The organism is Acidipropionibacterium virtanenii (genome assembly GCF_003325455.1).
GTDB classification, from domain to species: Bacteria; Actinomycetota; Actinomycetes; order Propionibacteriales; family Propionibacteriaceae; genus Acidipropionibacterium; species Acidipropionibacterium virtanenii.
On the sequence record NZ_CP025198.1, the window covers coordinates 1,221,048 to 1,235,949 of the forward strand.

The 14,902-nt window shown below is 68.6% G+C and carries 19 protein-coding genes and 1 tRNA gene; 9 read left to right on the plus strand and 11 right to left on the minus strand.

Annotation, left to right across the window (positions count from 1 at the left end; genetic code table 11):
• Nucleotides 1-45 precede the first annotated feature (45 nt).
• From murI to JS278_RS05595, 6 genes are all read left to right on the plus strand, one after another.
• Complete coding sequence (gene murI, locus JS278_RS05570; protein ID WP_114044325.1) at nucleotides 46-909, plus strand: glutamate racemase; 864 nt, start codon at nucleotides 46-48, stop codon at nucleotides 907-909.
• Nucleotides 910-1,001: 92 nt separating this feature from the next.
• A complete protein-coding gene (gene rph, locus JS278_RS05575) occupies nucleotides 1,002-1,745 on the plus strand; it encodes a ribonuclease PH (protein WP_114044326.1) in 744 nt (247 codons plus the stop codon).
• Nucleotides 1,742-2,377 (plus strand): non-canonical purine NTP pyrophosphatase, encoded by a 636-nt coding sequence (locus JS278_RS05580; RefSeq protein WP_114044327.1) that lies wholly within the window; start codon nucleotides 1,742-1,744, stop codon nucleotides 2,375-2,377. Before rph ends, JS278_RS05580 begins: the two co-directional genes overlap by 4 nt.
• Before the next feature lies 1 nt (nucleotide 2,378).
• Nucleotides 2,379-3,191, plus strand: coding sequence for a thymidylate synthase (locus tag JS278_RS05585; protein ID WP_114044328.1), 813 nt, complete (start codon nucleotides 2,379-2,381; stop codon nucleotides 3,189-3,191).
• A 25-nt stretch (nucleotides 3,192-3,216) separates the two neighbouring features.
• Nucleotides 3,217-3,702 (plus strand): dihydrofolate reductase, encoded by a 486-nt coding sequence (locus tag JS278_RS05590; protein ID WP_114044329.1) that lies wholly within the window; start codon nucleotides 3,217-3,219, stop codon nucleotides 3,700-3,702.
• Nucleotides 3,703-3,705: 3 nt separating this feature from the next.
• Nucleotides 3,706-5,154 carry a DNA polymerase IV gene (locus JS278_RS05595; RefSeq protein WP_114044330.1) on the plus strand — a complete coding sequence of 483 codons (1,449 nt, stop codon included), beginning with the start codon at nucleotides 3,706-3,708 and terminating at the stop codon, nucleotides 5,152-5,154.
• A 105-nt stretch (nucleotides 5,155-5,259) separates the two neighbouring features.
• On the opposite strand, the gene JS278_RS05600 is transcribed toward JS278_RS05595, so the two are convergent.
• From JS278_RS05600 to JS278_RS05610, 3 genes are read right to left on the minus strand one after another with little or no spacing between them, the layout of a single operon-like run.
• Nucleotides 5,260-5,907 carry a response regulator gene (locus JS278_RS05600; RefSeq protein ID WP_281269213.1) on the minus strand — a complete coding sequence of 216 codons (648 nt, stop codon included), beginning with the start codon at nucleotides 5,905-5,907 and terminating at the stop codon, nucleotides 5,260-5,262.
• On the minus strand, nucleotides 5,898-7,061 hold the full coding sequence (locus tag JS278_RS05605) for a sensor histidine kinase (protein ID WP_147243154.1): 1,164 nt from the start codon (nucleotides 7,059-7,061) through the stop codon (nucleotides 5,898-5,900). The genes JS278_RS05600 and JS278_RS05605 overlap by 10 nt, the downstream gene beginning before the upstream one ends.
• Before the next feature lie 43 nt (nucleotides 7,062-7,104).
• On the minus strand, nucleotides 7,105-7,713 hold the full coding sequence (locus tag JS278_RS05610) for a hypothetical protein (RefSeq protein WP_114044332.1): 609 nt from the start codon (nucleotides 7,711-7,713) through the stop codon (nucleotides 7,105-7,107).
• A gap of 111 nt (nucleotides 7,714-7,824) precedes the next feature.
• Here JS278_RS05610 and JS278_RS16765 point away from each other — a divergent pair, with 111 nt between their 5' ends.
• Nucleotides 7,825-7,941, plus strand: coding sequence for a hypothetical protein (locus JS278_RS16765; RefSeq protein ID WP_425451493.1), 117 nt, complete (start codon nucleotides 7,825-7,827; stop codon nucleotides 7,939-7,941).
• Nucleotides 7,942-8,396: 455 nt separating this feature from the next.
• Here JS278_RS16765 and JS278_RS05620 read toward each other — a convergent pair whose 3' ends face one another.
• The 8 genes from JS278_RS05620 to JS278_RS05655 all read right to left on the minus strand — a co-directional run bounded on the left by JS278_RS05620 (nucleotide 8,397) and on the right by JS278_RS05655 (nucleotide 13,827).
• The gene (locus JS278_RS05620) at nucleotides 8,397-9,149 is read right to left on the minus strand and encodes an ABC transporter permease (protein WP_114044333.1); all 753 of its coding nucleotides are present in this window, start codon (nucleotides 9,147-9,149) and stop codon (nucleotides 8,397-8,399) included.
• Nucleotide 9,150: 1 nt separating this feature from the next.
• A complete protein-coding gene (locus tag JS278_RS05625; protein WP_114044334.1) occupies nucleotides 9,151-9,897 on the minus strand; it encodes an ABC transporter permease in 747 nt (248 codons plus the stop codon).
• Nucleotides 9,894-10,802: an ABC transporter ATP-binding protein gene (locus JS278_RS05630; protein WP_114044335.1), complete on the minus strand. Its 909-nt coding sequence runs from the start codon at nucleotides 10,800-10,802 to the stop codon at nucleotides 9,894-9,896. The genes JS278_RS05625 and JS278_RS05630 overlap by 4 nt, the downstream gene beginning before the upstream one ends.
• A gap of 146 nt (nucleotides 10,803-10,948) precedes the next feature.
• Nucleotides 10,949-11,584: a response regulator gene (locus JS278_RS05635; RefSeq protein WP_245935279.1), complete on the minus strand. Its 636-nt coding sequence runs from the start codon at nucleotides 11,582-11,584 to the stop codon at nucleotides 10,949-10,951.
• 32 nt (nucleotides 11,585-11,616) lie between these two features.
• Nucleotides 11,617-12,861 carry a sensor histidine kinase gene (locus JS278_RS05640; protein WP_181833836.1) on the minus strand — a complete coding sequence of 415 codons (1,245 nt, stop codon included), beginning with the start codon at nucleotides 12,859-12,861 and terminating at the stop codon, nucleotides 11,617-11,619.
• Between the two features lie 157 nt (nucleotides 12,862-13,018).
• Nucleotides 13,019-13,156, minus strand: a complete 138-nt coding sequence (locus JS278_RS05645) for a hypothetical protein (protein ID WP_220150042.1) — start codon at nucleotides 13,154-13,156, stop codon at nucleotides 13,019-13,021.
• 77 nt (nucleotides 13,157-13,233) lie between these two features.
• Nucleotides 13,234-13,315, minus strand: a tRNA-Leu gene (locus tag JS278_RS05650).
• Between the two features lie 32 nt (nucleotides 13,316-13,347).
• The gene (locus JS278_RS05655) at nucleotides 13,348-13,827 is read right to left on the minus strand and encodes a peroxiredoxin (protein WP_114046141.1); all 480 of its coding nucleotides are present in this window, start codon (nucleotides 13,825-13,827) and stop codon (nucleotides 13,348-13,350) included.
• 137 nt (nucleotides 13,828-13,964) lie between these two features.
• Here JS278_RS05655 and JS278_RS05660 point away from each other — a divergent pair, with 137 nt between their 5' ends.
• Both JS278_RS05660 and JS278_RS05665 read left to right on the plus strand, forming a co-directional pair.
• Complete coding sequence (locus tag JS278_RS05660) at nucleotides 13,965-14,555, plus strand: DUF3618 domain-containing protein (protein ID WP_114044338.1); 591 nt, start codon at nucleotides 13,965-13,967, stop codon at nucleotides 14,553-14,555.
• A complete protein-coding gene (locus JS278_RS05665; RefSeq protein WP_114044339.1) occupies nucleotides 14,552-14,902 on the plus strand; it encodes a GroES family chaperonin in 351 nt (116 codons plus the stop codon). Before JS278_RS05660 ends, JS278_RS05665 begins: the two co-directional genes overlap by 4 nt.

Here is a 14,902-nt window from a genome sequence, read left to right on the forward strand (position 1 = left end):
GGTAGGCGACAGTCCTCGTCGCGAAGGCCACTAGGGTGGTGAGCCGTGAGTGATGAGAGTCCTTCCGGCGTCGTCGAGTCCCCGATCGGGATCTTCGACTCCGGATTCGGAGGGCTGACGGTGGCTCGCGCCGCCGTGGACCTGATGCCCAATGAGGACATCGTCTATCTCGGCGACACCGCGCGGGCGCCGTACGGGCAGAAGCGCATCGCCCAGGTGCGCGAGTACGCCCTGCAGTGTCTGGACAGGCTGGACTTCCACGGCGTCAAGGCCCTGGTCATCGCCTGCAACACCGCCTCGTCGGCCGTGCTCCGCGACGCCAGGGAGCGCTATGACGTGCCCGTCATCGACGTCATCATGCCCGCCGCCAGACGCGCGTCGTTGGCCACCCGCAACGGCCGGATCGGCGTCATCTGCACCGAGGCGACAGCACGGTCGCGGTCCTACGAGGACGCCCTGGCCGCGGTGCCCGGGATCTCCCTGACGACCACTCCCTGCCCGCGTTTCGTCGAGTACGTGGAACGCGGCATCACCGGCGGCCCTGAACTGGAGGAGCTGGCCAGGCGATACCTGGAACCGATCCGCGAGGCCGGCTGCGACACCCTCATCCTCGGGTGTACCCACTACCCGCTGCTGGCCGGGCTCATCACCCTGCTGCTGGGCGAGGAGGTCACCCTCATCTCCTCCTCCGAGGAGTGCGCGCGGGCCTCCTACACCGCACTGACCAGGCGGGGCATTCTGCACACCGGGCCGCGAGAACCCAGCCGGTACTTCCTCACCACCGGAAACGCGGAGAAGTTCGAGAGGCTGGGACGCCGCCTCATGCAGGGTTTCGTCCACGACGTCCACCGGGTCGGGATGGACGAGCCGCCTGCGCCGCTGGGCGATCTGGCCGTCGTCAAGTCCTGAGCGGTGCCCGGCCCGTTCGGGGGTGGCAGCGAGCGCACGCGCGAGCGAGGAGGGGCCGTCCTTCCTCTGACAGGACAGCTAGGGTTGGCCGGGTGAGTGAACTTTCATCCCAGACCCGCATCGACGGCCGCGCCCTGGACCAGCTGAGGGAGGTCACCATCAAGCGCTCCTGGCTGTCCCAGGCCGAAGGTTCGGTGCTGGTGAGCTTCGGGCGCACCACTGTGCTGTGCAATGCCTCGGTGACCGAGGGCGTTCCGCGCTGGCGCAGGGGTTCGGGGCTGGGCTGGGTGACGTCGGAGTACGAGATGCTGCCCCGGGCGACCAATGACCGCAGCCCCAGGGAGTCCCGCAGGGGCAAGATCGGGGGGCGCACCCATGAGATCTCCCGGCTGGTGGGCCGTTCGTTGAGAGCCGTGATCGATTACAAGGCGCTGGGCGAGAACACCATCGTGGTGGACTGCGACGTGCTGCAGGCCGATGGCGGTACCCGCACCGCCTCCATCACCGGGGGTTTCGTGGCCCTGTGGGATGCGATCGGATGGCTGCGCGAGCGCGGCTCCCTGGTCGGCGAGCCGCTGACCGGATCGGTGCAGGCGATCAGCGCCGGCATCGTCGGGGGAGTCCCGATGCTCGACCTGGCCTACGAGGAGGACTCCTCGGCCGACACCGACATGAACATCGTGATGTCCGGCTCGGGGGACTTCATCGAGATCCAGGGAACCGCCGAGGGACAGCCCTTCGACCGGGCCCTGCTCGGCCGGCTGCTGGATCTGGGCACCAAGGGATGCGCCGAGCTCAAGGCCGCTCAGGAGGCCGCGCTGGGGGTGTCGCTGTGAGCCGCGTGGTCCTGGCCTCGCACAACCGGGCGAAACTGGCCGAGCTGCAGCGGGTCTTCGAGGCCGCCGGATCCGACGTCGAGATCGTGGGACTGTCCGACGTGGCGTCCTACGAGCCTCCCGAGGAGACCGGGACCACCTTCGTCGACAACGCCCTCATCAAGGCCCGCGAGGCCGTGGCGCGGACCGGGCTGCCGGCTCTGGCCGACGACTCCGGCATCGAGGTGGACGCGCTCAACCGGATGCCCGGTATCCGTTCGGCCCGCTGGTCGGGCCCGCAGGCCACCGATGAGAAGAACCTGCGGCTGTTGCTCGACCAGACCTTCGATCTGCCTCCCGAGCGGTGCACCGCTCGGTTCGTGTGTGCGATGGCCTTCGTCGGGGTCGACGGCGCCGTCATCACCCGCACCGCGACCATGGAGGGACGGGTCATCGGGCAGCCCCGTGGGCACAACGGCTTCGGCTACGACCCGATGTTCGTGCCCGATGACCAGGACGGGGAGCTCACCAGCGCCGAGATGACTCCCGCCCAGAAGGACGCGATCAGCCACCGCGGCCAGGCCGTGAGGGCGATCGTCCCCGAGGTGGTCGCCCAGGTGACGGGCCCCCGGACCGACGAGGGGAGGGCCTGAGATGCAGCAGTATCTGGACCTGCTGCGCCGGATCCTCGACGAGGGCACCAGGCGCCCCGATCGCACCGGCACCGGGACGCAGAGTGTCTTCGGCCACCAGATGCGCTTCGACCTGCGCGAGGGCTTCCCGCTGCTGACCACCAAGAGGATCTACACCCGGGCGGTCTTCGGGGAACTGCTGTGGTTCCTGCGCGGGGACACCAATATCGGCTGGCTGCACGAGAACAACATCCACATCTGGGACGAGTGGGCCGACGAGAACGGCGATCTCGGCCCGGTCTACGGGGCGCAGTGGCGCTCCTGGCCCGGTCCCGACGGCGGGGTCATCGATCAGATCGCCAAGGTCATCGAGCAGATCCGTACCGATCCGTGGTCGCGGCGTCACATCGTCAGCGCCTGGAACCCGGCCGAGGTCGACGAGATGGCGCTGCCGCCCTGCCACACGCTGTTCCAGTTCTACGTGACCGCCGACGAGGCGGGGGAGCCCGCATGGCTGTCCTGTCAGCTGTACCAGCGCAGCGGCGACACCTTCATCGGGGTGCCGTTCAACATCGCCTCCTACGCACTGCTGACCCACCTGGTGGCCCAGGTGACCGGGCTGAGGGCCCGCGAGTTCATCCACACGATCGGCGACGCCCACATCTACCTCAACCATCTCGACCAGGTGCATGAGCAGCTGTCGCGGACCCCCCGCCCGCTGCCCAGGCTGGTGCTGAACCCCGACGTCGACTCCATCGACGCCTTCGAGCTGTCCGACATCAGCGTCGAGGGGTACGACCCCTATCCGGCCATCAAGGCCCCGATCGCGGTATGAGGCGCGGATGAGCGAGGGGACTGATATGCAGGTGATCGCCATCGCGGCCGTGGCCGACAACGGCGTCATCGGCTCGGGCGAGGACATGCTGTGGCACATCGGCGAGGACTTCCGCCGCTTCAAGCAGGTGACGATGGGCCACACCCTGGTCTTCGGACGTCGGACCTTCGAGCAGATCGGGAAGCTTCCGGGACGTCGCCACATCGTCTGCACCCGGGATCCTGACTGGTCCGCCGAGGGGGTCGACGTCGCCTTCTCGGTGCCGCGGGCCGTCGAGATGGCGAGGGCGGCGGGCGAGGACATCTGCTTCATCGCCGGTGGGGCGCAGATCTACGCCGCGGCCATGGAACTGTGCACCGGTCTGGACATCACGGCCGTGCACCGGAGCCCCGAGGGCGCCGCACGATTCCCCGAGATCGCCGCGTCCCGGTGGCGCGAGGTCTCGCGGAACCGGCGAGACGGGTTCGACTTCGTGCAGTTCAGGCCGCTCGAGAGCCGATCCGAGGGCTGAGCGGTGCGGCCGCGCGCATCCGTCCTGCATCTGGACATGGATGCCTTCTTCGCCTCGGTGGAGCAGCGCGACAAGCCGTCGCTCGCGGGTCGGGCCGTCATCGTCGGCGGTACCGGAGGGCGCGGTGTGGTCTCCACCGCCTCCTACGAGGCTCGCGTCTTCGGCGTGCACTCGGCGATGTCCAGCGCCCAGGCCCGCCACCTGGCACCGAATGCGGCCTTCCTGTCGGGGCGGTTCGAGGCCTATCGGGAATCGAGCCGGGTGGTGATGGCGACCCTGCGCCAGCTCTCCCCGCTGGTGGAGCCGCTGAGTCTGGACGAGGCCTTCGTCGACCTCGAGCAGGCGGATCTTGATGTGGCCGACGAGGAGGCCGTCCACGAATTGGCGGTGTGGTTGCGCGCCGAGATCGCCCGGCGCACGGAGGGGCTGAGTTGTTCGGTGGGCGCCGGGACGAGCAAGTTCATGGCGAAGGTGGCCTCCGAACTCGCCAAGCCCTCCAGAGGCCATCTGGATCAGGTTGCGGTGATCGCACCCGGTACCGAGGAGGACGTCATCGGCCCGTTGCCCGCCCGTGCTATCCCCGGTGTGGGACCGGTGGCGGCCGCCAAACTCGACAAGCTCGGGATGCGCACGGTCGCCGATGTGAGGGCGGCCGGGCCCGAAGAACTGATCCGTGAGCTGGGTCAGGCCTGGGGGAGCGCCCTGGTGAACCTGTCACGGGCCCGCGACGACCGGCCGGTGCAGGCCTCCAGGCAGGCGAAGTCGATCTCGGTGGAGGACACCTTCGAGCACGACCTCACCGATCGGGCCGAGTGCGCGCGGATCATCGAGCGGGATGCGGCCCTGGTCTGCGCCAGGCTCCAGCGCTCCGGGCAGTTCGCCCGCACTGTGACCCTCAAGGCGAAGATGGCCGACTTCACCACGTGGACCCGGTCGGCGACCCTGGAGGGTGCCACCGACTCCGTGGAGACGGTCCGCCGGACGGCCCGTCACCTGCTCGAGGGGCTCGATCTGCGCGAGGGCGTGCGGCTGCTCGGGGTGGGCGTGTCTAACTTCACGGTGGCCGCCCAGGAGGAGCTCTTCGCCGTCGACGAGACGGGGGAGCTTCTGGAGCGGCTGCCGGCCGAAGATGAGGACGCCGCCGTGGAGGGTGGGGAGGCGGTGTCGGGGCCGTTCGGCAGGCGAGCCTCCTTCGACGAGGGGACGGTGCGACGATGGCGTCCCGGAACCGATGTGGAGCACGACGAGTGGGGCCGCGGCTGGGTGTGGGGATCGGGACGCGGCGTGGTGACGGTGCGTTTCGAGTACCGGGGCAGCGGGGTCGGACGGGTGAGGTCGTTCAAGGCCGACGATCCGGAACTGCGACCTGCCGCGCCGCTGCCACTGGCCTGGACGCTGGCGCATCCCACTGTCCGCGAGGAGGACCGGGAGGTCTCCGCCGAGGACGACTGAGGCCGTGCCCCTGTGCCCGATGCGGTTGCACCCAATGTGGCGCACAGCGGCGCCCGGTCCCCGGAGCGCCGGTCCCCGCCTTCAGGAGCCACATTGGGGACGGCCTCACGTCAGGCCGGCCCGGTGGGCGAGGATGGCGGCCTCGACACGGTTCCGGGTGCCCAGCTTGATGAAGATGTGGCTGAGGTACCCCTTGACGGTGCCCTCGACGAGGAACAGCTCCGAGGCGATCTCGGCGTTGGACAGGCCGGTGGCGAGCAGGGCGAGGATCTCGCGCTCCCTGGCGGTGAGGCCCGCCACACGGCGGTGCGCGTCGTCCTGCGGTGCCGCCCGCAGGACGTCGATGAGGTGGGCCGCGACGGCCGGCGAGAGGGCCGCGCCTCCGCCGGCGGCCGCCTTGACGCCCCGGATCAGGTCGTAGGGGTCGCCCGACTTGGTGAGGAAGCCGTTGACACCGAGGCCGACGGCCCGGGCGATGTACTCGTCGTCGCCGAAGGTCGTCACGATGACCGCGGCCTGCCGCGGGCGGGAGCGGCGGATCTCCTCCAGCGCGGACAGGCCGTCCAGCCCGGGCATGCGAATGTCCATGAGCACCACGTCGGGGCGTCTGGCACGGGTGAGCGCCACGGCCTGCCGGCCGTCGGAGGCCTCGTCGGCGATCACCTCGATGCCCGGGTCGGTGCCCAGGATCGCGCGGTAGCTCGCACGGATGGCGGGCTCGTCGTCGGCCAGCAGTACCCGGATCACAGCCATGACTTCTTCCGGAGATCGGCGACCCGTGCGACGGAGCCGTCGTGGGAGCACACCTCGAAGACCGCCATCCCGAGGGGGAAGTTGCCGTCGGTGTAGTAGCCGCAGGACCAGTCGGTCGGGTGCGGCGCCGTGCCGATGAGCCGCACCGGTGCCTGGCGGGCGGGCAGAACGTCCGCCGCGGCATCGGTCGGCATGCCGGTGTGTAGCCGGGCGAAGTCCTGGTCCTCGATGACGGCGTCATGGACGGACCACGTGTAGAAGCCGAGCAGGACGACTCCGGCGACGGCGGCGGGGGCCAGCGCCGACCGGAGGGTCTCGCCCAGCGGCGAGGGCCTCCGACCGGGCTCCGGGGCGGGCAGCGGTCGCGGATGCCGGGGGATCTGCGCCGTCATCACGAACGCGTCGTGATCGTCGGCGGTGCTCAGGCGCGCGCCCAGCGGCGCGACACGGCGGCGCAGGGCATCGATCCCGGTGCCCGCCGCGCCCGGTGCCGGTGGCGGCTCCTCATCGGGCATCGGGTTGCGGATCTCGACGGCGATGCCGGTCGGCGTGCCGCGGTAGCTGATGGTGACGGGCATGCCGGGGGCGTGCCTGAGCGCATTGGTCAACGCCTCCCGCAGGACTTGGGCGACCAGGCTCCCGGCCGTCGCCGAGCATCGGCCGGGCAGCCGGCCGATCTGCGTGATCGACGCCCCGGACGCCACCAGGCGGTCGATCATGGCGTCGACCGGTTCGACGACGGGACCGCGCACCCCCTCGAGCGCCCGGTGCAGCCTGTCGACGGCCCTCTCGACATCGGCCCGGATGCTCGCGGCCTCCTCGTGCACCGCCCCGGTGGTCCGGACCTGAAGGCTCCCCGCCTTGAGGGCGATGACGCTCAACTCGTGGCCCAGCGCGTCGTGCATCTCATCGGCCAGGCGGCTGCGATCGGCGAGGACCGTGTTCGTCACGATCCTGTGCTCGTAGTCTGCCCGGAAACGGCGGTACCTCATGGCGAGGAGGACGAGCCAGGCCGCCGCGAGCAGCATCAGCTGCAGGACGACGTAGACGACCGTCGCGCCCGTCGCGGCCCACCAGCCGATCAGGGCGACCTGCGCGGCGACGCCGACCCCCGTGAGGACGGGGGTCATCGGCCGGGACGGACGGTGGTCCACGGTTCCCAATCCTATTTCGGTCCCGCGGGGCCGCATCACCGGTTCACGCGTCTCGGCGTCGCAGCAGCACGGACGCGAGTGCGTACGCCGCGGTCGCCCAGCCGGCGACGACGAGCAGGCCGACCACCGACGGGTAGTCGTCATCGTTGGCCGTGACGAACTGCGCAGCCGCGCCGGCGGGCGTCCACACGCTCACGGAGGAGGGCAGCGTCAGCATTCCGACCAGGACCACGACGGAGACGGCGAGGGTGCCGACGCCGTTGCGGACGATCGCACCGATCGCGATGACCAGGACCGCCGCCACGGCGAACAGCGCACCGACCCGCAGCACCGTGAGGGCGGGGGACTCGGCCGCGGGGGCGGCGTGACCGTCCAGCGCGAGATACGCCGCGGCGAGGCCCAGCCCGCCCGCGACACAGCCGGAGACAAGGCCCACGGCGGCGCCGACGACGGTCTTGCCCGCCAGCACGACCGCCCGCCTGGGCTGCGCCTGGAAGGTCGAGCGGATGCTGCCGCACGCGTACTCGGAGGTGATCAGCACCATCGCGAAGGCCGCGAATGTCAGCAGCCCGAACTGCACCGCGGGGCCGAGGGCGTCGATCGCGGGCATGGTCTGGGACGCGGGGTGCTCCCCGATGTCGATGCCGTGCACGAAGTCGTTGCCCAATGTCGACGAGGTGATGGCGATGAGCACGGCGATGCGAAGTACGGGTACGGCGTCGGCGGCGTCCTCATCCCCGAAGAAGCCGCCGTCATCCGCGAAATGGCCAACCGGTTCCTTGCGGGTCAGTCGGTGCGGCAGATCACCAGGTGGCTCAACCGCGACGGTTGGGCAGGTGCTGCCGTCGAAGGGCAAGAGCCGGTTGAACGTGTGGCATGAGAGCACGGTCAGCTCGATCCTGTGCTCGGCCAGGATCTCCGGGCAGCGCGCCTACGAACCAGCATCGAAGACGACAGCAACATGGAAGCGACGCGACCGTGCGATCCTCGGGCCGGGGAACTGGGAGGCGATCATCACCCCGGAGGAGACGACGCGTATCCGGGCAGTGTTCAACCATCCCGACCGTCGCGTGGGCCGCTCCTCCAAGACCCTGCTGTCGGGGCTGATCACGTGCGGCAAGTGCGGAAACACGCTCGTCTCCTCCGGATCGCGGCGAAGTGTGGCAGCACGATTGCGAGGACGACCGCGACTGCGGAGGTGATGATGGCGGTGAGCCCATACCCGCGTCCGGAGCGTCTGCGGCCGGAGGCCGGTGCGTCGTCGACCGGGGTGCTGAAGTCTGCTGTGGGCGCGTGTGCCCAGATGGTCGGTTCCTCCGAATGGTCACGTGGGGGTCAGATGTGGGCGTCGCCGCGTTCGAGGACGGCGGTGCAAATCGCGGTGATCACGCCGGTAAGCAGGACGCTGGCGGCAGCGATCATTGCGAGCACGGTGGCGGTGATCACCCCAGTGTCGGCGAAGGTTGCGGTGCCGAGTTGCGTGGCTCGGGTGAGCGCCGCGTAGGGGCTGATGAACATCACCGGGTCGAGCTTCAACACGAGCAGCAAGGAGGAGAAGCCCGCACCGATGAACGCGACGGCGACGGGCGCGGCGAACGAGCGCATCACCATCGACAGCCAGGACTGCAACGCCGCGACAGGTACGCAGGCGAGCAGGAGCAGCGCGAAGATACCCAGATACGTCGCCGGGACGAACCCCGGCAGTCCGAAGACGAGCTTGCCGAGCAGGACCACCACGGCTAGGGCGATGATCTGCATGAGGATCGCAAGCAGGGTGATCGCAGTCGTCTTCGCGGTGACGATCCGCAGTGACGAGGTGGGTCCGCTCATGAGCGCGTTCCAGTTGCTGCCCCGATGTTCGGGTTGCCAGACGAGGGAGGCGAGGATCGCGATGCCAACGGGGAGGGGGAACAGCCCGTAGAACACGAACGACCGCATCCAGAGGGTGTGCCAGCCGTCCTCGAGCCCGGTGCCCTCGATGATCGTCATGAACGTCCCCAGCAGCACGAGGGCGACAGGAAGAAAGATGACGATGGTCCAGCTCATGGACCGCTTGAGCTTGACGAGTTCGGCAGCGATGGCGTGCATATCATGCCTCCTGACGATCGAAGCGACTGGTGAAGATCCCGAAAGCGACCGCCGTGACCACGGCGAGCCCGGCGATGCTCCCGTAGGACGGCGTGACGGCCACGAGGTCTGATCCGATATACCCGGCGGCGGAGGCGAAGCTGTAGTAGCCCCACGGGATCAGATGCGTGACCCAGGTGGGCAGGCTGCTGGCGATGAGCGCGAGGATCGTGCCGAGCAGTCCGATGCCGATGCCGACGAGTTGGTTCTCGATCCGGGCGGAGACGATGACATGGACGGCGAGGAGGACGAGGTTCACGACCAGGACGGCGGCCGTGCAGCCCAGCCACCGGCCTGCCGGCCACGGGGCGGTGACGCCGAGCAGCAGCCCGGTTCCCGCAACGATGGCGCTGCTGGCCACGGTCGACGCCGTGACGAGGACGCCCAGCGACACGAGTTTCGCCCGGCAGAGCGTCCCGGGCGTGACACCTGAGGTCGCCGACAGGAGCCACCCGCCGCCAACGTGCTCGACATCGGTCTGCCGACTGGCCATGATCGCCAGCAGCAGCGGAGCGGCGAGGAGGACTCCGCCGCTGAACGTGTTGAGCAGCGAGTTCCACGCACCGTCCGTGGCGCGGTCGAAGTCGGGGTTGAACACGCCCCCGTAGACGGTGATGCCGGTGATGACGACCAGCAGCATGGTCGCGAGGAGCCAGATGTGCAGGTGGCGCATCTTCGCGAACTCGTTCGCGATGACCCTCCCATTCACAGTCCACCACCTGCGGTGAGGCTCATGAACACGTCCTCCAGCGACTGCTCCTCCCGCCGCACCCCGTGGACCCCGATCCGGGCACCGACGAGCGCCGCGACAGCACGCGCGATCGCCCCGTCATCGACGCCGCTGAGGCGGAGCACGGACTGGTTCTCCAGCGTCGTCCCGAACTCGCGGGTCAGCACATTGTGAGCTTGCGAGGGGTCGGTGCAGTCGATGAGCACGTCAGGGGTCGCAGCGGAGAAGAGCTGATCGCGCGTTCCCTGGAAGATCATGCGGCCCTGGCTGAGGATGCCGAGCACGGTAGCGGTCTTATCAATCTCTTCGAGCAGGTGCGAAGAAACCATGACCGTGACACCACCCTCGGCGAGGCGTCGCAGGAGACCGCGGACCTCTTCGATCCCGGCCGGGTCGAGTCCGTTGGTCGGCTCATCGAGGATCAGCAGCTTCGGCTGCCTCGCGAGTGCCATCGCGATCCCCAGCCGCTGCTTCATGCCCAGGGAGAACTCGCGGACCTTCTTGTCCATCTGGTTCTGCATCCGCACCATCTGCACCGCGACATCCACCTGCTCGTCGGTGAGTCCGAGAAGACGCTGCACGATGCGCATGTTCTCCCCGCCCGTGAGGTGCGCATAGCCGGGAGGGGATTCGATCAGCGACCCGATCTGTCCAAGGAGCTGCCGGCGGGTGGCTCGGGTCATCTCTTGCCCGAGCACTTCCGCGTGGCCGGAGGTGGGGCGGATGAGCGAGAGGAGCATCTTCATCGTGGTGGACTTGCCCGACCCGTTCGGGCCGAGGAACCCGTAGACGCTTCCTTCGGGGATGCGCAGGTCGAGGTCCTGCACGACGGCACGATCCCCGTACTTCTTGGTCAGCTTCTCGGTGGCGACGACGAACGACATGCCATCCACTCTCGCGAAGACGGCTCCCGTAGTCGTCTGCCTGGACGCTGATCTTCCGCTACACGAATCGCGTATGCGAACCGCACCGGGTAAGCGCGGCGCTTACGCGCACCTCAGAGCCTGTAGCGCTACCGCGGCATAAGCCGTCAGGTGTCGCGAACCGTGACGATCCCGGTCTGGTAGGCCATGACGACGGCTTGTACCCGGTCGCGCAGGCCGAGCTTGGACAGGATGCGGCCGACGTGGACCCGTGTCGTGCTCTCAGCGATGACGAGCCGGTCAGCGATCTCGCCGTTCGAGAGGCCTTCCGCCATCAATCCGAGCACCTCACGCTCCCGCGGCGTCAGCTCCGACAGCCCCGCGCGGTCCCACGCGTCCGCGGCCGCAGGCTCCGGGCGGCTGGTGGCGAAATGATCGAGCAGCCGCCGGGTCGTGCTTGGAGCGACCACGGCGTCACCGTCGTGTACATGAGTGATCGCCGCTGCGAGCTCTTCCAGCGGCACGTCTTTGAGGAGGAAGCCGGACGCGCCGGCTTGGATCGCATCATAGGCGTACTCGTCCAGGTCGAACGTCGTCAGCACGAGCACCCGGGGGCCTCCCGACTCGACGATGCGGCGCGTCGCCTCGACACCGTCCATCCGCGGCATCCGCACATCCATCAGCACGACATCCGCATCCACCGTGCGCAGCAGCTCCAGCGCAGTATCACCGTCGTCCGCGTCGCCGACCACCTCGAACTTCGGGCGCGTGCCGAGCACCATGCGGAACCCCGCCCGGTACATCTCCTGGTCATCCACCAGCACCAGACGAATCGTCACACTGTCCCTCCGATCGGCAACACGGCGCGCACCTCGAACCCGCCCGATGCGCGAAGACCGGTCTCCAGCGTCCCCCCGTACGCGGTCGCGCGCTCGCGCATACCCACCAGGCCATGTCCCGGATTCCCAGGCTCTGCGCCGCTCATGACAGGCTCGCGTCCGTCATCGACGATGCGCAGCTCAACTGACTCGTCGAGATAGCGCACCGTGACGGTCACCAGGCTCAGCAGCGGGCCGCCATGCTTACGCGCGTTCGTCAGCGACTCCTGCACGATCCGATACGCCGCCAGATCGATCCCCGAAGGCAGAGCGACCGGCGTCCCGGTGACCTGGAGATCGACACGCAGCCCCGACGCCCTCGCCTCGCCGATGAGGCGGTCCAGCCGTCCCAATCCGGGTTGCGGCGCGCGCATCGCCGGATCGTCGCTCCGGAGCACATCGAGCATCCGACGCATCTCCGCCATCGCCTCACGCCCAGTATCGCGGACTCTAGCCATCGCCGCCCCTGCCTGCTCGGCGTTGCTCTCCACGGTCCGTGTCGCGCCATCGGCCATCACGACCATCGTGCCGAGACTATGCGACACGACGTCATGGATCTCCCGCGCGATCCGGGCGCGTTCCTCTGCCGCCGCGACCTGCGCACGCGCGTCCCGCTCACGCGCCAACTGCTCGTTCAGCTCACGAAGACCCTCCACATGACGCCTCCGAGCCCTGGTCGCCATCCCGATAGTTGCAGCGAAGAATGTCGCCAGCACGAGCACACCTACCTCGCCGACCCGCAGATACTCTCTCTGCAGGATCGGCTCCGCAGCCACGACGATCCACACGGAGGCCACCGCAGCTGCGAGCAACCCAAATCTCCAGCCGCGCTGTGCAGCCAGGAAGTACGCCATCAGATCCAGCGCGACCAGTGGGACGGGGGCGGGGCCGAGATCGGTCACGATGTACCCGCACGAGAACACGAAAACGAGGACAGCAGCGGTCAACGGCCACCTGCGCCGCACGACATACAGCGTGCAGATCGCAGCAGACACCACCTCCATCACGATGAACGCGGGCATCGAAAGTGATCCGAAGCCTGCGTACTGCCCGGCCAGGTACATCGAGTCGTACAGAAACAGCGCCACCGCGACGACGATGTCGATGACCAGGGCGTGACGGTGCAGCCATCCACCAAACGGCGTGTCCGCAGCGGGGGCACGCGAAGATGAACCATCGCCCCAGGCCTGCTTCGCTCGCACGCCACCCGATTCTATCGTCTGCGTCTCCCTTCGCCCCAGGTGCCGGAAGCGAGCAAGCAACCACATGGTGACTGTCCGAGCCGTACTCGACTCGGCTTGTGAAGCGAGACAAGAGACACGCCGCAGCTCAGCCGCCACTCCATCATTCAGAGTGGTGTCAAACCCGACATGTGGTATTTCCCGCGCCGTTCGGGCCGAGCAGGCCCGTCACATGGCCGCTGCGCACCTGGACCGTCAGACGGTCCACCGCCGTCTTCGGGCCGTACCGTTTTGTCACCGCATCGAAAGAGATCACCCGTTCATCATGGGAGGTCGGCACCGGCGGCAACACTGACGAAAGTCAGGGATCACATCGAGGTCGTGCTGAAAGGGTGCCGGAGAAGGGATTCGAACCCTCACACCCGAAGGCACAGGAACCTAAATCCTGCGTGTCTGCCAGTTCCACCACTCCGGCCCGGGCGCCTGGGCGACCCGTGACACGGGATCTCAGATCCCGAGCTCTCGGCACAGCTTGCCGACGTGGCCCGTGGCACGCACGTTGTACTGGGCCAGACCCACGATCGGACGCCCGTCGTCCTGGACGTCCACCAGGAAGGTCGAGCGGATGACTCCCTCGATCTCCTTGCCGTAGACGTTCTTGAGGCCGTAGGCGCCGTATGCTTTCATGACCTTCTTGTCGGAGTCGGAGAGCAGGGTCAGGGTGAGCGACTCCTTCTCGGTGAACCGGCGCAGTTTCTCCACGGGGTCGGGCGAGATGCCCACCACCGTGTATCCGGCCTCGGTGAAGCGGCTGTGGTGGGCGGTGAAGTCCACCGCCTGGGTGGTGCATCCCGGGGTCATCGCGGCGGGGTAGAAGTAGACGATCACGTGCTGCCCGGCCAGCGCTGAAAGGGTGACCGTCCCGCCTCCGGCGCTGGGCAGCGTGAAGTCGGGTGCGATCGTTCCAGGGGCGAGGCGCATGCTCATGACGACCACGATATAGGCTGTCGGCACGGCTTGGCGCGCGGAGTCCGCGTTGTGATGACGGTCCGGGCGCCGTACAGCCGTGGCACGGGGTGAGACCGTACCCGAGGATTCGATGATCGCGTTTCAGGGAGACCAAGATGGCTGAAGGCCGACAGCAGAAGAAGGCGAAGGACACCCGTTCCGCCGATCAGATCAGGCGTGATATCGCCGCAGCGCGGGCCAGGATGTCGTCGACGATCGAGGGGCTCACCGAGGAGTTTCATCCGGTGGCCATCAAGAATCGTGCAGTGGGGCAGGCCAAGGACTTCGCCCAGAAGGAGTACACCAGCGTCCGGGACCGTCTCACCTCCGAGGTCAAGGACGAGAACGGCTGGCGCACCGACAGGCTCGCGGTGATCGGCGGCGGCCTGGTCGCCGCGGTCGGTGCCCTGGTCGTGCTGCGGGCCGTCGTCGGTCGGGCCAGCGGCGCCACCACCCGGCGCAAGCTGGAGAGGGTGCAGCTCGCCCACGCCAAGCGGGCCGCGAAGGCCGCCAAGGCCGGGCGCAGGTCCGACAAGAAGCTCGCCAAGGCCGACAAGAAGCACGCGGGCAAGGTCGCCAGGCTCGCCACCGACGACTCCACCGTCAGCGGCGTCGCCCAGGCGATGCTCAAGCAGGCCGCGGTGCTGCGCGCGGAGGCCGCCGACGAGCGCGGCCACAACGTCGCAGCATCCAAGAATTCGAAGTGAGCGATGTCCCGACGCAATCCCCGGTCTCCGGGGACCTGCCGATCCGGATGCTCGGCGACCGGCTCCTGGTGGCCCCCGAGAAGCAGGGCTCGGAGCGTCACAGCGGCTCGGGCATCGTCATTCCCGCCACCGTCAGGCTCGGCCATCGGCTGACCTGGGGGACCGTCGTGGCGCTCGGCTCGGCGGTCCACCAGGTGGGGCTGGGAGACCGGGTGCTCTTCGACCCCGAGTCGCGCGCGGAGGTAGAGCTGGACGGCACCTCCTACGTCCTGCTGCACGAGGAGGATCTGCACGCGGTCTCCACCGGTCGGCGGGCCGATCCCGGTGCCGGGGGCCTGTACCTGTGA